This window comes from Streptomyces glaucus (assembly GCF_039533365.1).
Classification (GTDB): Bacteria; Actinomycetota; Actinomycetes; order Streptomycetales; family Streptomycetaceae; genus Streptomyces; species Streptomyces glaucus.
In genome coordinates, this window is sequence record NZ_BAAATK010000042.1 from 1 (window position 1) to 21,551 (window position 21,551).

Annotated in this window: 21 protein-coding genes and 2 pseudogenes; 7 read left to right on the forward strand and 16 right to left on the reverse strand. The window is 71.5% G+C overall.

What is annotated here, in order from left to right:
• Positions 1 to 114: 114 nt before the first annotated feature.
• From ABD363_RS25110 to ABD363_RS25120, 3 genes and pseudogenes are all read right to left on the reverse strand, one after another.
• Positions 115 to 795, reverse strand: coding sequence for an ABC transporter ATP-binding protein (locus ABD363_RS25110; protein ID WP_344607409.1), 681 nt, complete (start codon positions 793 to 795; stop codon positions 115 to 117).
• A 10-nt stretch (positions 796 to 805) separates the two neighbouring features.
• Complete coding sequence (locus ABD363_RS25115; RefSeq protein WP_344607411.1) at positions 806 to 1,567, reverse strand: class I SAM-dependent methyltransferase; 762 nt, start codon at positions 1,565 to 1,567, stop codon at positions 806 to 808.
• A 402-nt stretch (positions 1,568 to 1,969) separates the two neighbouring features.
• Positions 1,970 to 2,179 (reverse strand): annotated as a pseudogene (locus ABD363_RS25120) (LacI family transcriptional regulator); the annotation flags it as partial.
• Between the two features lie 363 nt (positions 2,180 to 2,542).
• Here ABD363_RS25120 and ABD363_RS25125 point away from each other — a divergent pair.
• The gene (locus ABD363_RS25125; protein WP_344607504.1) at positions 2,543 to 2,863 is read left to right on the forward strand and encodes a hypothetical protein; all 321 of its coding nucleotides are present in this window, start codon (positions 2,543 to 2,545) and stop codon (positions 2,861 to 2,863) included.
• 156 nt (positions 2,864 to 3,019) lie between these two features.
• On the opposite strand, the pseudogene ABD363_RS25130 reads toward ABD363_RS25125, so the two are convergent.
• Positions 3,020 to 3,310: pseudogene (locus ABD363_RS25130) on the reverse strand (DDE-type integrase/transposase/recombinase); the annotation flags it as partial.
• Positions 3,311 to 3,629: 319 nt separating this feature from the next.
• On the opposite strand from ABD363_RS25130, the gene ABD363_RS25135 reads away from it, so the two are divergent.
• Positions 3,630 to 5,510 (forward strand): NAD-binding protein, encoded by a 1,881-nt coding sequence (locus ABD363_RS25135; RefSeq protein WP_344607413.1) that lies wholly within the window; start codon positions 3,630 to 3,632, stop codon positions 5,508 to 5,510.
• Between the two features lie 208 nt (positions 5,511 to 5,718).
• Here the strand turns inward: ABD363_RS25135 and ABD363_RS25140 are convergent, their stop codons facing one another.
• Positions 5,719 to 7,563 (reverse strand): S9 family peptidase, encoded by a 1,845-nt coding sequence (locus tag ABD363_RS25140; RefSeq protein ID WP_344607415.1) that lies wholly within the window; start codon positions 7,561 to 7,563, stop codon positions 5,719 to 5,721.
• Positions 7,564 to 7,983: 420 nt separating this feature from the next.
• Here ABD363_RS25140 and ABD363_RS25145 point away from each other — a divergent pair, with 420 nt between their 5' ends.
• The gene (locus ABD363_RS25145; protein ID WP_344607416.1) at positions 7,984 to 8,778 is read left to right on the forward strand and encodes an SURF1 family protein; all 795 of its coding nucleotides are present in this window, start codon (positions 7,984 to 7,986) and stop codon (positions 8,776 to 8,778) included.
• 180 nt (positions 8,779 to 8,958) lie between these two features.
• On the opposite strand, the gene ABD363_RS25150 is transcribed toward ABD363_RS25145, so the two are convergent.
• From ABD363_RS25150 to ABD363_RS25185, 8 genes are all read right to left on the reverse strand, one after another.
• Positions 8,959 to 10,167, reverse strand: a complete 1,209-nt coding sequence (locus tag ABD363_RS25150) for a hypothetical protein (protein ID WP_344607418.1) — start codon at positions 10,165 to 10,167, stop codon at positions 8,959 to 8,961.
• A complete protein-coding gene (locus ABD363_RS25155) occupies positions 10,164 to 10,877 on the reverse strand; it encodes a SigE family RNA polymerase sigma factor (RefSeq protein WP_425578026.1) in 714 nt (237 codons plus the stop codon). The genes ABD363_RS25150 and ABD363_RS25155 overlap by 4 nt, the downstream gene beginning before the upstream one ends.
• 503 nt (positions 10,878 to 11,380) lie before the next feature.
• Entirely contained in the window at positions 11,381 to 12,457 is a 1,077-nt protein-coding gene (locus ABD363_RS25160) for an aspartate-semialdehyde dehydrogenase (RefSeq protein ID WP_344607420.1), read from the reverse strand.
• A complete protein-coding gene (locus ABD363_RS25165) occupies positions 12,457 to 13,734 on the reverse strand; it encodes an aspartate kinase (protein WP_344607422.1) in 1,278 nt (425 codons plus the stop codon). Before ABD363_RS25165 ends, ABD363_RS25160 begins: the two co-directional genes overlap by 1 nt.
• A gap of 129 nt (positions 13,735 to 13,863) precedes the next feature.
• Entirely contained in the window at positions 13,864 to 14,292 is a 429-nt protein-coding gene (locus ABD363_RS25170) for a Uma2 family endonuclease (RefSeq protein ID WP_344607424.1), read from the reverse strand.
• A 312-nt stretch (positions 14,293 to 14,604) separates the two neighbouring features.
• Entirely contained in the window at positions 14,605 to 15,672 is a 1,068-nt protein-coding gene (locus tag ABD363_RS25175) for a hypothetical protein (protein WP_344607426.1), read from the reverse strand.
• A gap of 275 nt (positions 15,673 to 15,947) precedes the next feature.
• Positions 15,948 to 16,190, reverse strand: a complete 243-nt coding sequence (locus tag ABD363_RS25180; RefSeq protein ID WP_344607428.1) for a DUF397 domain-containing protein — start codon at positions 16,188 to 16,190, stop codon at positions 15,948 to 15,950.
• Positions 16,183 to 16,962: a helix-turn-helix domain-containing protein gene (locus ABD363_RS25185; protein WP_344607498.1), complete on the reverse strand. Its 780-nt coding sequence runs from the start codon at positions 16,960 to 16,962 to the stop codon at positions 16,183 to 16,185. The genes ABD363_RS25180 and ABD363_RS25185 overlap by 8 nt, the downstream gene beginning before the upstream one ends.
• Positions 16,963 to 17,079: 117 nt before the next feature.
• Here ABD363_RS25185 and ABD363_RS25190 point away from each other — a divergent pair, with 117 nt between their 5' ends.
• The 3 genes from ABD363_RS25190 to ABD363_RS25200 all read left to right on the forward strand — a co-directional run bounded on the left by ABD363_RS25190 (position 17,080) and on the right by ABD363_RS25200 (position 18,813).
• A complete protein-coding gene (locus ABD363_RS25190; RefSeq protein WP_344607430.1) occupies positions 17,080 to 17,484 on the forward strand; it encodes a hypothetical protein in 405 nt (134 codons plus the stop codon).
• A 104-nt stretch (positions 17,485 to 17,588) separates the two neighbouring features.
• Entirely contained in the window at positions 17,589 to 18,560 is a 972-nt protein-coding gene (locus ABD363_RS25195) for a TerC family protein (RefSeq protein ID WP_344607432.1), read from the forward strand.
• Between the two features lie 10 nt (positions 18,561 to 18,570).
• Positions 18,571 to 18,813, forward strand: coding sequence for a hypothetical protein (locus ABD363_RS25200; protein ID WP_344607434.1), 243 nt, complete (start codon positions 18,571 to 18,573; stop codon positions 18,811 to 18,813).
• Positions 18,814 to 18,846: 33 nt separating this feature from the next.
• Here the strand turns inward: ABD363_RS25200 and ABD363_RS25205 are convergent, their stop codons facing one another.
• The 3 genes from ABD363_RS25205 to ABD363_RS25215 are packed head-to-tail and all read right to left on the reverse strand — an operon-like array spanning position 18,847 to position 20,502.
• Positions 18,847 to 19,506, reverse strand: a complete 660-nt coding sequence (locus ABD363_RS25205; RefSeq protein WP_344607436.1) for a DUF5063 domain-containing protein — start codon at positions 19,504 to 19,506, stop codon at positions 18,847 to 18,849.
• Positions 19,499 to 20,098 (reverse strand): recombination mediator RecR, encoded by a 600-nt coding sequence (recR, locus tag ABD363_RS25210; protein ID WP_344607437.1) that lies wholly within the window; start codon positions 20,096 to 20,098, stop codon positions 19,499 to 19,501. Before recR ends, ABD363_RS25205 begins: the two co-directional genes overlap by 8 nt.
• Before the next feature lie 59 nt (positions 20,099 to 20,157).
• Positions 20,158 to 20,502, reverse strand: a complete 345-nt coding sequence (locus ABD363_RS25215; RefSeq protein WP_344607500.1) for a YbaB/EbfC family nucleoid-associated protein — start codon at positions 20,500 to 20,502, stop codon at positions 20,158 to 20,160.
• Positions 20,503 to 20,757: 255 nt separating this feature from the next.
• Here ABD363_RS25215 and ABD363_RS25220 point away from each other — a divergent pair, with 255 nt between their 5' ends.
• A complete protein-coding gene (locus tag ABD363_RS25220) occupies positions 20,758 to 21,507 on the forward strand; it encodes an SLATT domain-containing protein (RefSeq protein WP_344607439.1) in 750 nt (249 codons plus the stop codon).
• Positions 21,508 to 21,551 lie beyond the last annotated feature (44 nt).

The following is a 21,551-nucleotide window of genomic DNA, read 5'->3' on the forward strand; positions in this document are numbered from 1 at the left end:
TACACCGCGAAGGCGCCGCTCTCGCGCCGCTTCGTCCGGTACGCGCTGCGCGCGGTCCGCAGGAATCGCAGGACCTCGGCGGTGCTGTCGGGCCGTGTGACGGGCAAGTGCACGTCAGAGGGTGTTCTCGCGCGCACGCCCGTCTCCCGCCGGTTCGGCCGGCTGCCCGTCCGCCAGCCTCATCACACGGTCCGCGACCGCCTCGACGAGATGGTCGTCGTGGGTGGCCATGAGGATGGCCACGCCCTGGGCCCGGTGCCGGGCCAGCCGGTCCGCGAGTTCCCGCCGCGCGGCGGCGTCCAGCCGCTGTTCGGGCTCGTCGACGATGAGCAGGTCGTGCGGACGGACGAGGGCCGCGGCCAGCAGCATCTGCTGCCTCAGCCCGGAGGACAGCGCGGACGGCAACAGATCGGCGTGATCCGTCAGGTGGTGACCGGTCAGAGCCTCGGCCACGGCGTCGTGCGCCGCCGCACCCATGCCGTGCGCGAGCGCCACGAGCACGAGGTGTTCACGGACCGTCAGATCGGGGTAGAAGGCGTCGACATCCATCACGGTGGCGACCGCCGCCCGCACGGCCGGCGCGTCGCCGTCCATCGGAGCGCCGTCGAAGAGGACGGTGCCGGAGGTGGGCCGCTCGCGCCCCGCCGCCAGACGCAGGAGGGTCGACTTCCCCGATCCGTTGCTGCCGGTGAGAGCGACGCACTGCCCCGGCGCCACCGTCAGGCTCACCTCCCGCACCACCGGGGACCCGCCGTAGGAACGCGTCACCTCCCGCAGTTCCAGCAGGGCTCTCATTTCCTCGTGTTCAACTGCCGATTGATCCTTGGTCCTTAACATCGTCGACAGCATAGACAGAGATGTGACGGTCACTCTTCTCGCCATAGGGCTCTTCACGCCATCCTGCGGTTCGTCCCACCAGGCGCAGTCCAGCGATACGCGCCATGAGATCGATCTCGGAGGGCCAGGCGTAGCGGAGGATCTCCTGTGTGGGCCGGGGCACCGTGCCGTCCAGAACGGTGTGGATGACCAACACCAGCTGCTGGGTCCGCACGACGTGGCTGCTGTCCAGCATGACCGAGGTGGGGGACAGGTACCGGGTGCTGGTTTGTTCCCCCTGCTGCTGGTGGTACGGCATCGGGTCGAACGCTTCGATGACCACTCGGCCGCCGGGTGCCAGGTGCTCCCGCATCCGGGTCACGCACTCGACTTGCTGCGCCGCCGTATGCAGTGCGAACAACGTGTTGAGGGCGATGAAGACGACATCGTAGGTCTCACCGGTGCTCACCTTGGTGAAGTCAGCCGCGAAGGCGCGCACGCGTGCGTCCGTGTCCCGCTCGGCGAGTTTGTCGAGCATCCGCTGGGACCCGTCGACACCGTGCACCTCGAAGCCCCGCTGAGCGAGGGGCACCGCGAGCCGTCCGCTGCCTACCCCGAACTCCAGAATCTTTCCCCCCTCTGGGCACGTCCGGGCAAAGAAGTCGACAGCGTCCTTGATGTCCGGTGAGGACGCCGGGTACATCAGATCGTAGACATCGGCCAGGCTGTCATAGGTTTGCGTCGAGTCCATAGGGTTCACTCCCACAGGGCAAGCAGCGATCATTTTCATCCGTCTCCCGTCTGAGCCACCCGCGTGCAATGCCTCAGGGGAGCCTCAGTTGACCACGAAGTCACCCAGGGGCCCGACACCCAACTTATGCGTAAGTGCAGACGAGCAGACCACTCACCTGCTCTTACTGATCCTTGATCAAAGTTTACGGGGAAGACTCAGCACCCGCCCGCGCAAGCGGTTCGCCCCCGCTTTCCACTACCGCTTCGTATTGACTGATCAGTGTCAGCGGCAGCTGAAATCCGACCCAGTTCGCCATATAGCTGCCGGAGCGAGCGGCCGCTACCAGGTTGCCCTGGCCCCGGCGAGGCATCGTGGAGACGGCTGTGCCCCTGGCGGTTATCGCCAGGGGCACAGCATCATTCACCGTTGGTGCTCTACAGACGTACGTGACTCCCTGCGTGCGCGCAGGAAATCGCCGAGCACGCGTACCGGTGACGTGGGACTCGTCGCCAGGCGGGTGTCGAGCGCCGTCTCCCACTGCTCGGTCGATCCGAGCTTGAGGCGCTCGCGCATGCCGGGGGTGACGTGGGCGTAGCGCGCCGACACCGAGCCGTCGATGTGGCACGTGCGGCTCTTTCCGGTGCCGTTCCGGCTCCTCGCCGAGGAGGCTCGGTTCTCCAAGCATTCGATCATCGAGGTCGATGTCGAGCCGCACGGCAAGCGGGACTCACGGCCCGAGAGTCTTCGGCCGGACCTCGACACCCTCAAGATTGTGGGCGAAGTGCCGGCCGGCGGCGACTGGAGGCAGCGCTACAAGTACGTAGAGCCGCTCGTCGCACCCTCCCTGTGCGCGATCAAAAGAGACCAGGAAGCGAACGGAACCTCGCTCGGGGTCTTCCGGCCACGGAGGTCACCTTCCGTCTGACGGCGGCCGATCCCTGGCCCGAATCGAAAGCAGCGCTGGCCGACCAACTCGACCTCTTCGAGCAGGACATGGCCCCCCTTGAGTGGGTGCCCTTGGACTTCCGCTACCGCTTCCGCTGTGCGGACGACGACTGCCCCACACACGACATGGCGCTGAAGGACTGGGAGGCCGGAGCGTCGTACCGAAAATTCCTGCGCAAATACGGCGAACGCGCCGTGCACGACAAGCTGCGGGAACGCTGGTACGACTCGATGTTCACCCCTGACCGTGCCGTCCACTTCTTCGTCGGCAACATCGCGGCCCACCCCAAGACGTTCATGCTGCTGGGGATCTTCTATCCCAAAGTCAACATCGTCCAGTACGCCCAAGACGGTCTGTTCACGCTCTGAGCAAGTAAGTGGGTGTCCATCCCCCCGATGCGTGGAGACGATCCATGCGGCCAGTCTCTCGGCGAGGGTGGCTCGGTAGTCACGTTCGTAGTCGATCGGGCTGTTGAACCCGCACACGCTGTGTAGCCGCCTGGCGTTGCAGAAGTCGGTGGTCCAGGTGGCGATCTCGATGCGGGCCTCGGTGCGGGTGCGGGAGGTGTGGCGGTGTACGTACTCGACTTTGAGGACGCCGTTGAACGCCTCGCTCACGGCGTTGTCGAAGCAGGATCCGACTCTGCCCATGGGCTGGACCACGCCGAGCTTTCGGCAGGCCCGCCTGAACCGCCGCGAGCAGTACTCGCTGTCCCTGTCCGTGTGCATGATCACGCCGCGCACGTCGCCGCCTCGGGTGGCCGCGGCCATGTTCAGGGACGCGACGACCAGGTCGGCGTCGTGCCGCTCGGCCATCGCGTAGCCGAGCAGGCGGCGGGAGAACAGGGGGAAGCTGATCGCCTCGGCGTTCACGTCCTGCTACGAGTCCGACAACGGACTGGTGACGGTGTACGACAAGGACGGGGAGATCCTCGCCAACGCGAACTACTGACCCGCGGCGGTGGAGCCGGGCGTCGGCCGCCCGGCTTCCCCTCCCGTACGGCGGGGCACCGGCCGTCGTTCGGTGACCGCTGGAACCACCCGTCCCGTTGGGGCAGTCTTTCCCCTCGTGGGGAGCGTTCCTAATCAGGGTCCGGGTCCGGGGCAGAGGCCGGGGGGTGATCCGTCGGCGCACATGGTGGTGTGCGGCGACGACGGGCTCGCGCACCGGCTCGCCGCCGAACTGCGGAGCGTGTACGGCGAACAGGTCACGCTCGTCGTCCCGCCCTCCCGGCGCGGCGTACGGCAGCCGGTGGTCGGGCGGGCCCGGGCCGTGGCGTTGCTGGGCCGGATGGTGAACGTGACCGCCAACCGGGGCGCGGGCGGCGACGGCCGGGTGGTGGAGGCCGCCGAGCTGACCGAGGCGGTGCTCGCCGACGTGGGCGTGGACCGGGCCGCCGCGCTGGCGCTCGTGTACGACGACGACGAGACCAACATCCGCGCCGCCCTCACCGCCCGCCGCCTCAACCCCCGGCTGCGGCTGGTCCTCCGGCTCTACAACCGGCGGCTGGGGCAGCACATAGAGGAACTGCTGGATCAGGCGGCGGCGTTGGCGTCCGAGGGTTCCCCGGGGCCGGACATCGACGCCTCCACGACCGTGCTGTCCGACGCCGACACCGCCGCGCCCGCGCTGGCCGCCACCGCGCTCGCCGGGACCAGCAAGGTCGTCCAGACGGACGGGCTGCTGCTGCGCGCGGTGGAGCGGCCGCCGCCCCGGCCGGGCGCGGTGGCCGATCCGGGGCTGTGCACGCTGGCGCTGCTGTCCGCGACGAGCAACGACCCGGCGGGCGCGGACGGTTCGGAGAGCAGCGGCGAGCAGGGGCCGCAGTTGCTGCCCGACGCGGCGGCGGTGGCGGCGGCGACCGGGCGCGGGACGGTGGTGCTGGAGCAGGTGTCGTACGCCGGGGCCTCGGCGGCCTCGGGGCGCGGCGCCGGGGTGCCGCCGCTGGCCTCGCTGTTCTCACGGCGGCTGCGGTGGTCGCTGACAGGGCTGGTGGGGTGCGTGGTCGCGCTCGCCGTGGCGCTGTCGGTGGTGACCGGGAAGGACCTGCTGTACGCCACGTACGTCACGCTGCTCGACCTGTTCGCGATCAACGAGCCGGCGGAGCACCAGTCGGTGCCGCGTCAGCTGCTGCAACTGCTGTCCGCGTTGGTCGGGTTGCTGCTGCTGCCGGTGCTGCTGGCGGCGGTGCTCGAAGCGCTGGGGACGTTCCGCAGCGCGTCCGCGTTGCGGAAGCCGCCGCGCGGGCTCGGGGGGCACGTGGTGCTGCTCGGACTCGGGAAGATCGGCACGCGGGTGCTGACCCGGCTGCGCGAGCTGCACATCCCCGTGGTGTGCGTCGAGGCCGACCCGGAGGCGCGGGGACTGGCGACGGCGCGGCGGCTGCGGGTGCCGGTGGTGCTCGGGGACGTCACGCAGGAGGGCGTCCTGGAAGCCGCCAAGATCCACCGGGCACATGCGCTGCTGGCGCTGACCAGCGCGGACACCACGAACCTGGAGGCCGTGCTGTACGCCCGGTCCGTGCGGCCCGATCTGCGGGTGGTGCTGCGGCTGTACGACGACGACTTCGCGACCGCCGTGTACCGCACCCTGCGGGCGGCGCACCCCGGTGCGCTCACCCGGAGCCGGAGCGTGTCGCATCTGGCCGCGCCCGCGTTCGCCGGGGCGATGATGGGGCGCCAGATCCTGGGGGCGATCCCGGTGGAGCGGCGGGTGCTGCTGTTCGCGGCCGTGGAGGTGGCCGGGCATCCGCAGCTGGAGGGGAAGACGGTCGGGGAGGCGTTCCGGGCGGGGGCGTGGCGGGTGCTGGCGCTGGACACGGCGGGGGCCACCGAGGAGCGGCGCGTGAGGCCGGGGGCCGACGGCGCCAGCGAGGGGGCGCGGGCGTCGGGGCTGGTGTGGGACCTGCCCGACACGTATGTGCTGCGCGGCGAGGACCGGGTGGTGCTGGCGGCGACCAGGCGAGGGCTGGCGGAGCTGCTGGGGCGGCGGACACGGGAGCGGGCCGGGGCGTAGGGGACGAGCCGGGGCGTAGGGGGTGGGGCCGCGGGGCCGGGGGTCGCAGGGGCGGGTCCCCTCCCCCCTCCGCGATCCGCCGAAGGCTCCGCCAAGCCCCCGGCACCGGGCCCGGGCCTCGAGGCCCGGGCCTCGTCCGCTCACGGCCCGGTCCGCGCGGGCACGGCGCGGACCGGGCGGGCACGGCGCGGACCGGGCGGTCCCTCGGCTAACCCGGCAAGTGCCTCGCCGCGAAGTCCAGCTCCAGGCGGACCTGCTTGATGCGTTCGTCGACCACCAGGGAGCCGTGGCCCGCGTCGTAGCGGTAGACCTCGTGGACCGCGCCCCTCGCCTCCAGGCGTTTGACGTAGTTGTCGATCTGGCGGATGGGGCAGCGGGGGTCGTTGACGCCGGCCGAGATGTAGACCGGGACCTTGACCTGGTCGACGTAGGTCAGCGGGGACGATGCCTCGAAGCGCTCCGGGACCTCCTCGGGCGTGCCGCCGAACAGGGTGCGGTCCATGGCCTTCAGGGCTTCCATCTCGTCGTGGTACGCCGTGACGTAGTCGGCGACCGGGACCGCGGCGATGCCCAGCGCCCACGCGTCCGGCTGGGTGCCCAGGCCGAGGAGGGTGAGGTAGCCGCCCCAGGAGCCGCCGGTGAGGATCAGCCGGCCGGGGTCCGCGAGGCCGGAGGAGATCACCCACTCGCGGACCGCGGCGATGTCCTCCAGCTCGATGAGGCCGACGCGGTGCTTCAGGGCGTCGGTCCAGGCCCGGCCGTAGCCCGTCGAGCCGCGGTAGTTGACGCGGACCACCGCGTATCCGTGGTCGACCCAGGCCGCGGGACCGGCCGCGAAGGAGTCGCTGTCGTGCCAGGTCGGGCCGCCGTGGATGTCGAAGACCGTGGGGAGGGGGCCCGTCGCGCCCGCCGGCTTCTGGACCAGGGCGTGGATGCGGCCCCCCGGGCCCTCCACCCACACGTCCTCCACGGGAACGGAGCCCGGGGACTTCATGCCGGGCGGGTCCAGGACGACCCTGCCCGTGGTCGAGCGGACCGCCGGGGGCTGTGCGGCCGACGACCAGAGGTACTCCACGCTGCCGTCCGGACGGGCCGTCGCGCCCGACACCGTGCCGGGCGGGGTCGGGACCCTCGCCAGCTCGCGGCTCGCCAGGTCGTAGCGGAACAGCTCGCTGCGGGCCTCGAAACCGTGCACGATCAGCAGGCCCGTGCCGTCCGGGTACCACTCGGCGCTGACGTCGCCCGGCAGCTCCAGCGCCAGGTCCGTCTCCTCGCCCGTCGCCACGTCCCAGACCAGGGGCTCCCAGCGGCCGCGGCGCTGGTGGCCGACAAGCAGCCGGGTGTCGCCGTCGACGGGGGCGAAGCCCAGCACCTCCAGGCCCAGCTCCTTCGTGCCGCCCCTGGTGTCGTCGAGCTCCGCGACCGTCGTGCCGTCGGGGCGCAGGACGCGCAGCGCCGAGTGCATGGCGTCGCCGTGCTCCGTGTGCTCGACGGCGATCAGCGAGCCGTCGTACGACAGGTCGCCGACGCCGGCCGACTCTCGGTGGCGGTAGATCTCCACCGGGGCCTCGCCGGTGCGGACGAGGTGGATCGTCGTGCCGTCCTCGTCCGTGGAGCGGCCCACGACCGCCGTGCGTCCGTCCCGGCCGAGGGCGAGGCCCGCCGGGTAGGACGGGTCGAGGCCCGGCGCCGCGAGCTCGTCCTCGCCGCCCGCGAAGGGCTGACGGCGCCAGACGCCGAACTCGTCGCCGTCCTTGTCGTCGAACCACCAGATCCACTCGCCGTCCGGTGAGAGCACCCCGTCCGTCGTGCCGTTGGGCCGGTTCGTGACCTGGCGCTGCTCACCGGTCGACCGGTCCCAGGCGTACAGCTCGTACGTCCCCGTCGCGTTCGAGACGAACAAGGAGCGGTCCGGCGCGTCCTCCGCCCAGTCGGGCAGTGACACCCGGGGCGCCCGGAAGCGCTTCTCCCAGTCCGGCATCTCCTCGCTCTGTCCTCGTCGCCCCCGCTGATCCCATTCGTCCCGCGAGACGGACTTGTTGCTCTCAGTCATGGCCCCATACTGCCTGCCTCCGCCGACACATGGCCGGTCAGCTCCTCAGCCTGTGGACAACTCCGACCTGTGGACGACCCCGCGACCGTGCGATGAGCGGTCGCGCGCCGAGCGGCCGTGTACCGACGGTCGTGCGCCGAGCGGTCGCACACCGACGGCCGCGCGCCGCACGTCACGTACCGAGGGCCGCGCGCCGCGCCGACCCTGCCGGGCGGGGCGGGGCCGATTGTCAGTGGCAGGGTGCACACTCCTGGCCATGACCGATCTGCGCAGCACAGTCGTGCCCCTGTGGGTGGCCGCCGAGGCCGGACACCGCATCGCGCCCGTGGCTCGGCCGACGGGCGGCGGAGCCGGTACGTCCCCGGGCGGCGCGGCACCCCGCGGCCGGGATTCGCCCGCCCGCCCCGTACCGTGGAGGGCGTGTACCGGTTTCTGCTGACGCCCCGCTGGTGGGGGATCAACGTCTTCGTGCTGCTCGCCATCCCCTTCTGCATCTTCATGGGGTCGTGGCAGCTGGGCCGGTTCGAGGACCGTGTGCAGGACCACCGCAGCGCCGGCGCGCAGGCCGCGTCCGCCCGCAAGGAGGCGCCCCGTCCGCTGGCGGAGCTGCTGCCCGTGGACAAGGCGACCGTCGGCAAGCAGGTCACCGCGACCGGCCGGTACGGCAAGCAGTTGCTCGTCCCGGACCGCAAGCTCGACGGCAGGAGCGGGTTCTACGTCCTGACGCTGCTGCGCACCGACTCCGGCCGGGTGCTGCCCGTCGTGCGGGGCTGGCTGCCCGGCGCGGCCGACCCGGCGAAGGCGCCGGCCCCGCCCACCGGCGAGGTCACGGTCACCGGAGCGCTGCAGGCGTCGGAGACCCCGGGTGAGAACGGCGTCCCCGCCCGCAGCGGCCTGCCGGCCGGGCAGACGTCGGCGATCAGCGCGGCGTCGCTGGTGAACCTGGTGCCGGACGACGTGCACGACGCGTGGGTCACGCTCAACCGGGGCGACTCCGGGATGCGGGCCGTGCCCGCGACCACGCCGCAGAACACGGGCCTGGATCTGAAGGCGTTCCAGAATCTCGGCTACACGGCCGAGTGGTTCGCCTTCGTGGGCTTCGTGATCTTCATGTGGTTCCGGCTGCTGCGCCGGGAGGTGGAGTTCGCGCGGGACGCGGAGCTGGGCCTGGTCGCCGAGGGGGAGCGACAGCAGCCCAGCCCGACCGGCGTGTGACGGCAGCGACGGAGCCCGACCGGCGTGGTGCGACCCCGGCGATACAGCCTGACCGGCATGTGACGGCAGTGGCACAACCCGGCCGCCGTGGGACGGCAATGGCACAGCCGGGCCGCCGTGGGACCGCGGCGGTCCGGCCCGGCCGGCGGTGCGCCCGCGACCCGGCCGGCCGGCGGTCCGCTACGCCCCCGCCAGCACTCCCGTCCAGTACACGGTCCCCGCGCACGCGCTGGGCACGGTGACCGTCGCCGACGCCGCGCCCGTCTCCGCCGTGTACGTCACCACGACGCTGCCGTCGGCCGGGCCGTCCGCCGTCATCAGCTGGGTCGCCGTGCCCGTCTCGGTGTCGGTGGTGGTGGTGCCGCCGTCGACGCTCGTGCCCTCCGTCGGCGTGGGCTCCGGGGTCGGGTCGACGGTGCCCGCGCCGCCGCCCGTGCCGCCGTCGGTGCCGCCGCCGGTCGTGGGACAGGTCTCCGAGGGCACCCAGGCGAACTTCACCTCGTAGGCGGCGCCCGGCGCCAGCACCAGCTGCGCGGCCTCCTGGGACGGGTCGGGCAGTCCGGCCGCCGCGTCCCCGGCCACGTGCCGGGCCGTGCCGAGCTTGGCCTGGTCCGCAGCGCCCTGTGCGAGCACGCTCACCCCGCCGGGGCCGCCGACGGTGCAGCCGGCGCCGGAGACGTTGGTGACGCGGAAGGAGCCGTAGACGGCTCCGGTGGAGTCGGGGGCGGCGGCGCTCCCGGTGGCGGAGCCGAGCTGGGCGGCCGTGCAGGCGGCGGTGGAGGCCGCGCTGCTGGAGGAGGGGCCGGCGCCCTTGTCGGGGCCGGTTCCGGTGCCGGTGTCCGGGTCCTTGCCCGTGCCCTTGTCCTCCTCCTTCGCCTCCTCCTTGTCCTTGCCCTCGGCCTTGTCCGAGCCGCGCCCGGCGGTGCTCTCCCCGCCGCCGGGGTCCTTGCCCTGGCCGACGCCGCCCTGTGCCTGGGAGGCGTGCCCGGCCACGGACGGGTTGGCGTCGGGGCCGGTGGTGTGGGAGACGTGCACGAGGGCGGGGATCGCGGTGCCGATGAAGAGGGCGGCGGCCGCCATGCCGACGGCTGCCTGCCGCTTGCGGGCCCGCCGGGCGGGCACCGCCCGCCGCAGATACTCCAGGGTGCCGTCGCGCGGCTCCACCCCCTGGACCGCCTGGTGCAGCATCCTGCGCAGTGCCAGCTCGTCCGATTCGAGCCCGTCGGGCCCCTGAACGTCGGGGCCCTGGTCGTCGGGGCCGTGGTTCACAGTTCCGTTCCCAGCGTGCGAGTGCTTCGGCTGTTGCTCGTTCGTCCTGGTCGGCTCGCGCCACTCGTGGAGCTCGTGGCGTGGGGGCGCGTCGCGCCGCCCGTCGTCGCCGTCGCTCATGCGGGCGCCTCCATGGCCAGCCGGAGCGCCGCGATGCCACGCGAGCCGTACGCCTTCACCGAGCCCAGGGAGATGCCGAGCGTCTCGGCGACCTGCGCCTCCGTCATGTCCGCGAAGTAACGCAGGACCAGCACCTCGCGCTGGCGGCGCTGCAGTCCCTTCATCGCCTTGATGAGGGAGTCGCGCTCCAGCTGGTCGTAGGCGCCTTCCTCGGCGCTCGCCATGTCCGGCATGGGCTTCGACAGCAGCTTGAGGCCGAGGATGCGGCGACGCAACGCCGACCGGGAGAGGTTGACGACCGTCTGCCGCAGATACGCCAGGGTCTTCTCCGGGTCGCGGACGCGTTTGCGCGCCGAGTGGACGCGGATGAAGGCCTCCTGGACGACGTCCTCGCAGGAGGCGGTGTCGTCGAGGAGGAGTGCGGCGAGACCCAGCAGCGACCGGTAGTGGGTGCGGTAGGTCTCGGTGAGGTGATCGACGGTGGTACCGGCGGCCACCGCGCTCTCGGGGTGCTCGGCGCCGTCGCGCTGGTCCGGTATGCGGGCGGGCCGCGCTGCGGGCATGGGCGCGATCACCGGCATGCCACCGGACGCGCCCGCCGCGCGGGGCCGGACGGGCCGACGGGGCGGCCGCAGGGCCGTGCCGCGCGTCGCCGCTGGGGGTATCCCCTGCTCGAAGAGCTTCGGGGAGAAGTCGAGTACCTCTGCCACGCCAGTTGGACACGCGTCCCCCCGCAAGGGTTGTACGTGTCGGGCGTCGCGTTCGCGTCGGCGTCCGCCGGAGCCGTCGGCCGCGTTCTCGCGGCCGGCAGCACGACCGACGGCACATCAAATGCCCTCATGCGTCCCGATCTCCCCCTATGTTCCATGAGAACGAGCGTCCCCACGCTCGTTCCTCGGCGTCCCCACGCCTGTTGAAGCGCTCCCACGGCCCGAGAGGGCGACCGCAAAGACGCTCCCCGCCCTCCGCGTGGTTGCGGAGGGCGGGGAGGAAATCCTCTAATGCCGAAAGAGGCGCGTACAAGTGTTCCGAACGATCTTTCGGGTCACATCCCGCACCCGGATCCTACTGACCGATCCCGCACCGGCCGGGACTTTTTCTGCGCCGACGCCCTTTCACGACAGTTCCGCCACCGCCCCACAGCGGCTCCGCCACCCCACAGCGGTGCCGCCGCCCTCCAGCGGTGCCGCCGCCTCACGACGGTGCCGCCGCCTCACGACGGTGCCGCCGCCACCAGTTCCGCGATCTGCGCGGTGTTGAGCGCGGCCCCCTTGCGCAGGTTGTCGCCGCAGACGAACAGTTCCAGGGCGGTCGGGTCGTCGAGCGCCCGCCGTACCCGTCCGACCCAGGTCGGGTCGGTGCCGACCACGTCGGCGGGCGTGGGGAACTCGCCGGCCGCCGGGTTGTCGAAGAGCACGACGCCGGGCGCGGTGGCGAGGATCTCGCGGGCCTTGTCGACGGTGACCTCGCTCTCGAAGCGGGCGTGCACGGTCAGCGCGTGCGCGGTGACCACCGGCACCCGTACGCAGGTGACGGCCACCGGCAGCCGCGGCAGCCCGAGGATCTTGCGGGACTCGTCCCGCAGCGCCGTCTCCTCCGACGACCAGCCGTCGTCCTGGAGCGTCCCGGTCCACGGGACGACGTTCAGGGCGACCGGCTCCGGGAAGGGCCCGGTGCCGTCCCCGACGGCCCGGCGCAGGTCGCCGGGGCTGGTCCCGAGTTCCGTACCGGCCACCAGGGACAGCTGCCGGCGCAGCGTCTCCACGCCGGCCCGGCCCGCCTCGCTCACCGCCTGGTAGGAGGAGACCACCAGCTCGCGCAGCCCGAACTCGGCGTGCAGCGCGCCCAGCGCGACGATCATGGACAGGGTCGTGCAGCGCGGGTTGGCGACGATCCCGCGCGGCCGGGTGCGCACGGCGTGCGGATTGACCTCGGGCACGACGAGCGGCACGTCCGCGGCCATGCGGAAGACGCGGGAGTTGTCGACGACGACCGCGCCGAGGGCGGCGGCGCGCGGCGCCCACTCGGCGGCGACCTCGTCGGGGACGTCGAACAGCGCGATGTCGACGCCGTCGAGGGCTTCCTCGGTCAGCGCCGTCACCTCGACCTCCTCGCCGCGCACGGCCAGCTTGCGGCCGGCGGAGCGCGGCGAGGCGATCAGACGGATCTCGCCCCAGACGTCCGCCCGGTGGGACAGGATCTGGAGCAGGACCGTGCCGACGGCTCCGGTCGCCCCCACGACCGCGAGCGTCGGACGTCCGGCCCGGGCGGACCGTACGGTTTCGGCCATCAGCGGCCGGTGCCTCCGTAGACGACGGCCTCGTCGCTGTCGGAGTCCAGCCCGAAGGCGGTGTGCACGGCGCGGACGGCCTCGGGCACGTCGTCGGCGCGGGTGACGACCGAGATGCGGATCTCGGAGGTCGAGATCAGCTCGATGTTCACGCCCGCCTCGGACAGGGCCGTGAAGAAGTCGGCCGTGACGCCCGGGTTGGTCTTCATGCCGGCGCCGACGAGGGAGATCTTGCCGATCTGGTCGTCGTAGCGCAGCGAGTCGAAGCCGATGCCGGCCTTGTTCTTCTCCAGCGCATCGATGGCCTTGCGGCCCTCGGTCTTCGGCAGCGTGAAGGAGATGTCCGTCAGGCCCGTGGCGGCGGCGGACACGTTCTGCACGACCATGTCGATGTTGACCTCGGCGTCGGCGATCGTGCGGAAGATCGTGGCGGCCTCGCCCGGCTTGTCCGGCACGCCGACGACCGTGATCTTGGCCTCGGAGGTGTCGTGCGCGACACCGGAGATGATGGCCTGCTCCACCTGCTTGTCCCCTTGGTTGATCGGCTCGCTGCTGACCCACGTGCCCTGCAGCCCGCTGAAGGAGGAGCGGACGTGGATCGGGATGTTGTAGCGGCGGGCGTACTCCACACAGCGGTGGAGCAGCACCTTGGACCCGGACGCGGCCAGCTCCAGCATGTCCTCGAAGGAGATCCAGTCGATCTTCCGGGCCTTCTTCACCACGCGCGGGTCGGCGGTGAACACGCCGTCGACGTCGGTGTAGATCTCGCACACCTCGGCGTCCAGCGCGGCGGCCAGGGCCACCGCGGTGGTGTCGGAGCCGCCGCGGCCGAGGGTGGTGATGTCCTTGGTGTCCTGGCTGACGCCCTGGAAGCCGGCGACGATGGCGATGTTGCCCTCGTCCAGCGCGGTGCGGATGCGGCCCGGCGTGACGTCGATGATCCGGGCTTTGTTGTGGACCGAGTCGGTGATGACACCTGCCTGGCTGCCGGTGAAGGACTGGGCCTCGTGGCCCAGGTTTTTGATCGCCATGGCCAGCAGGGCCATGGAGATACGCTCTCCGGCGGTCAGCAGCATGTCGAGCTCGCGCCCGGCAGGCATCGGGGAAACCTGCTCGGCGAGATCGATCAGCTCGTCCGTCGTGTCGCCCATCGCGGAAACCACGGCCACCACCTGGTGGCCGTTCTGCTTCGCTTCCACGATCCGCTTGGCGACGCGCTTGATGCCCTCGGCATCGGCTACGGAGGAGCCTCCGTACTTCTGCACGACAAGGCCCACGTGCGCTCCTCGCTCCGTTTGTGTTCTTTCCGCATATACGCCGGTGTACTGCGGGTCGGCTCAGTCTATCGAGCGGCCGAAATCACTCCCGGCGATATCGCATCGTGAGACGTCCGGCTCACTGAATGATCACCGCGGACGGCTCCGGCGCGCCCCGGTGAGCCCTTCCCCGTCCCCTGACGCGCCACGCCGAAAGTGGTTCAGGTCACCCCGTCCGGTCAGGCCCGGTGGGCGGGCGGTGGACGGTCGGTGAGCGGGGTCGGCGAGGTCCCTAAGGGGCGCGGTGTCCACAGGGGCGGGGAGCCGGACGGCGGCGCCGAAGGGGGGCTTCTCCGCGTGGCGGCAGCGGCCGTCCTCGGGCCGGCTGTACACGGCGACCGAGTGGTCGTCCCGGTCGACGAGGAGATGGACAGGGATGTCGGCGGCGGCGTAGCCGTCGGGCTTCTCGGCACGGTCACGCTGGTCGGTGTCGGAATCGTTCGACGTGATCTCCACAGCCATGAGGACGCCGTCGGTCCCGGACCGCTCGCCGTGCCCCTTGCGAGCGCCCCTGGGCACAAGGATCGCGTCGGCGCGAGCACGCCCCCGCGGTGGGCCTCGGTCTTCGGGCCGCGCTCGGGAGGGAGCCGGAGATCAGGGCGCGGGCGCACGCACCGCTCCAGAAGCCACACGCGGATTTCGCTGTGGTTGCCGTCCGGAACGGCCTTGCCCCGGACCTTTCCCCTGACGAACTCCAGCCGCACCGCCTCGGGGGCATGGCGTGCCGGTTCCCCGGACTCCTCGACGGACATCTGCGGCGGGTGCCCGGGCCTGGGGGTCATGGCATCGCCGCCTCGACCCCATGGCGCTCTCCCGGTACCTCCCGCACGCTCATCGCGCCCTCTCGGCTCCGGAGCGCAGCCCGCCGGCCGCCCGGACCTCCGCCGCCCGGCGGGCTACGTCCACGACGCCGGTGTCCGGGCGGGACAGGAACGTGTCCGGGACGAACCCGGCGGGGACCTCACCGGCCGCCTCCGCCGCCAGGTCCGCTTCCCACTCCGCGCGGCACTCCGGGCACATCCCGCCCACGATCTTCACCGTGCGCTCGTCCGCGTCGCAGGTGACGCAGCACTCGATCACGCGGTCCACGCGGGCCCGGCGCGGGGCGGGCTTCTGCCGGATCTTCGCCTTCTTCGGGGGCATCTTGCTCTCCAGTCGGTTGCGGGCGAGTCCGCCCGGGTTGGTCACGGTGGCCGGAAGGCCCTCGGTCAGGGCGCGGGTGACGTCCTGGGGCGTCGAGCCGCGCGACAGCCACTCCCCCACGAGCGAGGCGAGCGACCGGCAGTCGGAGTCGGACAGAGGCATCCGGGGGTCCACGTCCCGCAGGTCGGCGAGCGTGCGGTAGGCGGTGTCGGCGCGGGGTTCCGGCCGAGGCTCGGGCCGGGATCCGGACCGGGGCCGGGACTGGGGCCGGGGGCACGACTGCGGTTCCGAGTCCGCCCCCGCCACCGTCTCCGCCCCCACCCCCGTCTCCGTCTCCGTCTCCGGGGCGGGCGTCTCGGGCTCGTCCGTCCGGGCCAGTCCCGGGCGGTGGTCCTCGGTGACGATCCGGCCCTTGCGCTCCCGCGCGAACTCCTCCCACCACTGCGCCGGCCTGCGGGTACGCGACCAGTACGTGCGCGTCACCCACCGCATCGAGTGGTCCTCGACGGTGATGTGCTCCCTGATCTGCTTCATGTGCCCGACGTCGCTCAGGCTCCGCAACGACGTGCGGACGGCCTGCTGGCCGTAGCGGGGGTGTTCCGCCGCGATCGCCTTGTAGCCCATCGCGTGGCCCTCTTCGAGGTGGTCGACGAAGACGGCGATCTCGCGGTCGCGGGGGCTCAGGTGTGCGAAGTCCGGATCCGCGTGCGGTTCCTCGTCACCCGCGGAGCGCTTGCCGTAACCCGTCTTGGCCATCGGGTGGGACGGGGACGGCAGGGCGGGGCTAGGGTAGGAGCAAGCCACCATCGAACTCTTCCTTCGATGCGTAGGTTCAGGCCCCGGAGCCGGTGTTGGCGCACCGACCGGGGCCGATCTTTTGCCGCGAACCTAGGGTGACTTTACGTTCCGATGCAAGCCGATCACGGAACGTCACTCTTTCGAGGTAGGACGCTTCAACTCACGTACCGGATTGGTTGGTTGGGTATTTCAACCAGACCAGAAAACCAGGGGAAGGGCTCGAAGCCCGGGGCTCAAGCTCCGGGCTGAGCTGCGGCGATGAAGGCCGCCCAAGCGGGGGCGGCGATGCGGAGGCAGGGGCCCGAGGGGTTCTTCGAGTCGCGGACGTGGACGGTGGCGGACAGGGCCACCTCGACACAGTTTCCGCCCTCGTTGTCGCTGTAACTCGACTTCAGCCACGACAGCGCCACCTCGACGCAGTCACCGCCCTCGTTGTCGCTGTAACTCGACTTGAACCACGTCAGCTGGTCACTCACGGCGATCCACCATCCGCTCGATGAAACGGGCCGACTCGTCGGGGCTGAGAGCCTGCGCGCGAATCATGCTAAGCCGCCCGGTCACGCGGCTGACAACCTCCGGATCGGCCGACAATTCACTGGCGAACGGGCCCTCCGTGAAAGCGAATCGCTCGTGGTCGCCGGTCTCCAGCAACACCATGGGACCCATGAGCGCGTCGCTGATCACCCGCTCGAACGGCAACACCTGCAACACGACGTTCCGCAGGTGGGACGCCTCCAGTAGGCGGCTCAACTGCTCAGCGTTCACGAACGGACTGCGCAGCGCCGCTTCGTACACGACGAAGCTCACAGCCACCGGCGGCTTCCGCTCGGTGAGGATGGCCTGCCGCTCCATGCGGGCCGCGATCCGCTTCTCGACCGTCTCCTCGTCCAGGGGCGGGTAGCGGTTCTCGATCAGCGCTCGCGCGTATCCCTCCGTCTGCAACAGACCGGGGATCAACATGGACTCGTACGACCAGCGCCCGATCGCCTCCTTCTCCCGCTCCATGAACTCCTGAGCCCGAGCCGGGAACTTCTCCCTGCTCAAGTACTCCTTGGCCGCGCTCAGCAGACCCCCCGCCCGGCACAGCTCGTCCGCCACGTCCAGCACCCGGGGCGTCGGCATCCGCACGCCCTGCTCCATGGACTTGATCGTGTCCGGGGAATAGTTGGCGGCGGCGGCAAGTTGCTCGCGGCTGATGTTCGCCTTGGCACGCCAGAGCTTCATCTGGTTCCCGCTGAAGCGCCACATCACGGGCGGCTGGGAGTTGGTGTTCTTCTGGCCCGGCACAGCGCCCACCTCCGACCGATACACACCGGCGCGTATCACGACAGTGGCTACCGAGCGTAGGGCGATCGGCAGCACCGTGTGAGCATGAACGACGCGATTCACCGTCCCGACTGGGTCCCGGTCTCCGGCCACCGGCTCCGTGTGAGCGGCGTGCACTTCGACGCCGTGCGGATCGAGGGGCTGAGAGGCGAACTGGTCGCCGACCACCTGATCGACGCGACGGGCGACGACGCGGGGCCGATCGTGTGCGAGGCGGGCGGGGGCCGGTGGGTGTACTTCCTGCTGCCGCCCGGCGAGGCGCACCGGCACGGCTGGCCGCTCGGGGTGCAGCGGTTCGGCGGCCGGAGCGACCGCACCAGCGTCACGTACGTCGGGGTTCCGGCGCTCCAGGGCAACACCTGGCCGCTGCGCTGGTACAGCGTGCCGACGCCCACCGCCCCGTACGTCGACGCGAAGGCCCTGCTCTCCGCCGTGACCCGGTGATCCCCGCCGCGCCCCGGTGACGGGCGCACGAGGCGACAACCACCACCGCGTGTCCCAGACTGGAGGGAACCGCCGGTCGAAGCGCTCGACGAGAGGCCGAAACCGTGTACGACGTGCCGTTGTGGCTGTGGATGGCCTTCGCCGTCACCGTCCTGGTGTCCCTGGCGGTCGACCTGCTCGCGCACCGGCAGGCCCACGTCATCGGCTTCCGCGAGGCCGCCGCGTGGAGCGGGGTCTGGGTGGGGCTGGCGATCGTCTTCGGCGCCGTCGTCTTCCTCGTGGTGGGCACGACGCCGGGGGTGGAGTACACGACCGCGTGGCTGCTGGAGAAGAGCCTGTCGGTCGACAACCTCTTCGTCTTCGCGCTGATCTTCGGCTATTTCAAGGTGCCGCGCGCCTACCAGCACCGGGTGCTGTTCCTCGGCGTCCTCGGCGCCCTGGTCTTCCGGGGGATCTTCCTCGCCGCCGGTGTGGCGGTGGTCAGCCGCTTCACGGCCGTCCTGTTCGTCTTCGCCGCGATCCTCTTCTACAGCACGTACAAGATCCTGAAGGAGGAGGAGGACAGTTTCGACCCCGGCAAGAGCATCGCCGTCCGTCTGCTCCGCAGGATCGTCCCGGTGCGGGACGAGTACGCCGGGGCGCATTTCTTCGTCAAGGAGGCCGGACGCCGCGTCGCCACCCCGCTGCTCGCCGTCGTCGCCGCGATCGAGGCCGCCGACCTGGTCTTCGCCGTGGACAGCGTGCCCGCCGTGCTGGCCGTCAGCAGCGACGCCTTCATCGTCTACACCAGCAACGCCTTCGCCATCCTGGGCCTGCGTGCCCTGTACTTCATGCTCGCCGGCCTGCTCGACCGGTTCCACTACCTCAGCACGGGGCTGGCGATCATCCTCTCCTTCATCGGCGTCAAGCTGATCCTCCAGGCGTCCCACAAGATGATCAGCCCCGCCGTTCCCGAAGTGCCCTCGCCCCTCAGCCTCGGAGTCATCGTCGCCGTCCTGGCCGTCTCCGTCGGGCTCAGCCTGCTGCGCCCTCCCGTCCGGCCAAAGGATTCCCAAAACCATGTAAAGCGGTCTTAAAATGACGACTATGGACAATGAGCGGAAAACCCGGACAACTTCCCCGACCGGTCGCGCCTACGTCTGCCCCTCCTGCAAGCAGCCGGTGGACGCCGTCGTGGAACGGCACAAGAGGATGGGCGTCTTCACCCCGCACTGGACCGCGGGCCCCTGCCACAACCGTCGCTGCGACCAGTACGTGCCGGAGCAGGTGCCGGTCAGCTCGGTGCGCAGCGCCGTCTGGAAGAGCCTGGCGGGCTGGACGCGCCACTGAGCCGCCCGCCGCCCGCCGCCGGGCGGCCCGGCGTCACCGGGCCGGCCGGAACCCCAGCTGCGCCCCGATCTCCGCCTCCATCACCCGGCCCGCCTCGAACTCCAGGGTCTCGTCGCCCATGCCCTGGTCGGTGTCCAGGCCGTCCAGCTCCTCCAGCGGCTGGTTGAGGCGGACGTGGGCGACGACCGACTGCAGCGCCCGCAGGGTCGCCGAGGCGGTCGAGCCCCAGTTGGAGAAGTAGGAGAACTGCCACCACCACAGGGCTTCCGTGGTGCGGCCCGCGCGGTAGTGGACCATGCCGTGGCGCAGGTCGGCGATGACGTCGGCCAGGTCGTCGGAGATCCGGGCCGGAACCGGGGCCCGGCGGGGCTCGTAGGGGTCGAAGACCTCCGAGTAGACGTCGACCGGGTCGAGGAGGCGGGCGAGGTTCTCGCGGAGTTCGTCCACGTCCTGCTCGGGGCCCGGGTCGGGCTCGTAGCGCTCGTCGGGGACGAAGTCCTCGTGGGCGCCCAGCCGGCCGCCGGCCAGCAGCAGCTGGGAGACCTCCAGCAGGAGGAAGGGGACCACCGAGTCCGGCTCGTCGCCCTTGGCGACCTCGGTGACGGCGACCAGGAAGCTCTCGATCTGGTCCGCGATCTGGACGGCGAAGTCGTCCGGGTTCTGGTGGGTCGCGTGCAGCGTGGCGTCAGACATCTAGGAGTCGTCTCCCCTCGAAGGCACGGCCGAGCGTGACCTCGTCCGCGTATTCCAGATCGCCACCCACCGGGAGGCCGCTGGCCAAGCGGGTGACCTTGAGGCCCATGGGCTTGATCATGCGGGCGAGGTACGTCGCCGTGGCCTCGCCTTCGAGATTCGGATCCGTGGCCAGGATGAGCTCCGTGACCGTCCCGTCGGCCAGCCGCGCGAGAAGTTCCCGTATCCGCAGATCGTCGGGGCCCACCCCGTCGATCGGGCTGATCGCGCCGCCGAGGACGTGGTAGCGGCCGCGGAACTCACGGGTGCGCTCGATGGCGACGACGTCCTTCGGCTCCTCGACGACGCAGATGACGGCCGGGTCGCGGCGGGCGTCGCGGCAGATGGAGCAGTGCTCCTCCTGCGCGACGTTGCCGCAGATCGCGCAGAAGCGGACCTTGGCCTTGACCTCCATGAGCGCCTGCGCGAGCCGCCGCACGTCGGTCGGTTCGGCCTGCAGGATGTGGAAGGCGATCCGCTGGGCGCTCTTGGGACCGACGCCGGGCAGCCGCCCCAGCTCGTCGATCAGGTCCTGGACCACGCCTTCGTACAACGGACTGCCGCCCTTCCTGAGGTTCCTTCACCACGTACGGTAGATGCCCGCCGGCCGTCTCAGAAAGGCAGACCGGGAATGCCGCTGCCGCCGCCCAGGCCCTGGGCGAGCGGGCCGAGCTTCTGCTGCTGGAGGGCCTGCGCGTTCTCGTTGGCCGCCTGCACGGCCGCGACGACCAGGTCGGCGAGGGTCTCGGTGTCCTCCGGGTCCACCGCCTTCGGGTCGATCTTCAGGGCGCGGAGCTCGCCGGCACCGGTGACGGTGGCCTTGACCAGGCCGCCGCCCGCCTGCCCGTCGACCTCGGTCCGCGCCAGCTCCTCCTGCGCCCGTTGCAGGTCCTGCTGCATCTTCTGGGCCTGCTGGAGCAACTGCTGCATATTGGGCTGGCCACCACCGGGGATCACGATCAGCTCCTTGTCGGTACGGGTTTTCCCGTTCGGCACGAGCCTACGTGGTCCACGCGGGCCGTGCCCCGTCACTCCTTCGAGTGAGCCGACCGCGCGCCTCATACCCGAACAAGGCCCTCTTCCGGGCGGAAAAGATGCGAAACCCGGCCTTCGCCACCCATTGGGCGGTAGGAAAGGGGGCGGCGCGTCAGCCTCAGGTGTCACGTCAGCGCCGCAGGGACGTCACGCACCGTGATCAGTAGGGAGTGCCGGGTGGCTCAGCCGGAGATGCAGCCCGAGGGGCCGGCTCAGGACGGGCGGGGCGAGGGACCGGCCGGGCTGCGGCCGGGCGACCTGGCCGGACGGGCGTTTCCGCCCGGGGACTGGGGGGAGCCCGCACAGCGGCTGGAGGAACTGTACCGGTGGGTGGAGCGCGGAGCGCTGGACACGGCGGCCTGGTACCTCGCGGACCGGCGGTGGAAGCGGCGGGCGGCGCGGCTGCTGCGGGCCGGGACCGCGACGGGCGCGGTCGCCGGGGCGGCGCTGCCGCTGCTGGACATGACCGGGGTCGTCGGCGGGGTCGCCCCCTGGGGATACCTGGCGCTGCTGCTCGGGGTGGCGTGCGTGGCCGGGGACCGGTACTTCGGGGTGACGTCCGGGTGGATAAGGGACGTGGCCACGGCGCAGGCGGTGCAGCGGCGGCTGCAGGCCCTCCAGTTCGACTGGGAGTCGGAGAACGTGCGGGAGGTGCTGGGGCCGACGGAGGGGACGGCGAGCGAGGCGGCGGAGCGGTGCCTCGGGGTGCTGCGGCGGTTCTCCGAGGACGTGACGGAGCTGGTGCGGGTGGAGACCGCCGACTGGATGGTGGAGTTCCGCACCGGGGGCGCGCCGCTGGGGATCCAGTCGGCGGTCCCGCCGGGGGCGGGACGGCAGGAGCCGGGGGGATCCCACGGGCGGTTGCCGCTGCCGCCGGGGACCGCGCGGCCCAACATGCCGCGGCAGCGGCCGCCGGAGCCGCGGTGAGCCCTCCGGGCGCGCCCGTTCCCCGGGCGGGGGACGCCCCCGCG

What these genes read in the sequence shown, in the direction of transcription:
- ABD363_RS25115 (WP_344607411.1), bottom strand. Translation starts at nt 1,567, where the DNA reads ATGGACTCGACGCAAACCTATGACAGCCTGGCCGATGTCTACGATCTG.
- ABD363_RS25175 (WP_344607426.1), bottom strand. Translation starts at nt 15,672, where the DNA reads ATGGCCAAGACGGGTTACGGCAAGCGCTCCGCGGGTGACGAGGAACCG.
- ABD363_RS25140 (WP_344607415.1), bottom strand. Translation starts at nt 7,563, where the DNA reads ATGACTGAGAGCAACAAGTCCGTCTCGCGGGACGAATGGGATCAGCGG.
- ABD363_RS25205 (WP_344607436.1), bottom strand. Translation starts at nt 19,506, where the DNA reads ATGTCTGACGCCACGCTGCACGCGACCCACCAGAACCCGGACGACTTC.
- ABD363_RS25185 (WP_344607498.1), bottom strand. Translation starts at nt 16,962, where the DNA reads ATGTGGCGCTTCAGCGGGAACCAGATGAAGCTCTGGCGTGCCAAGGCG.
- ABD363_RS25110 (WP_344607409.1), bottom strand. Translation starts at nt 795, where the DNA reads ATGAGAGCCCTGCTGGAACTGCGGGAGGTGACGCGTTCCTACGGCGGG.
- ABD363_RS25200 (WP_344607434.1), top strand. Translation starts at nt 18,571, where the DNA reads ATGGACAATGAGCGGAAAACCCGGACAACTTCCCCGACCGGTCGCGCC.
- ABD363_RS25135 (WP_344607413.1), top strand. Translation starts at nt 3,630, where the DNA reads ATGGTGGTGTGCGGCGACGACGGGCTCGCGCACCGGCTCGCCGCCGAA.
- ABD363_RS25150 (WP_344607418.1), bottom strand. Translation starts at nt 10,167, where the DNA reads ATGAGCGACGGCGACGACGGGCGGCGCGACGCGCCCCCACGCCACGAG.
- ABD363_RS25160 (WP_344607420.1), bottom strand. Translation starts at nt 12,457, where the DNA reads ATGGCCGAAACCGTACGGTCCGCCCGGGCCGGACGTCCGACGCTCGCG.
- ABD363_RS25125 (WP_344607504.1), top strand. Translation starts at nt 2,543, where the DNA reads ATGGCCCCCCTTGAGTGGGTGCCCTTGGACTTCCGCTACCGCTTCCGC.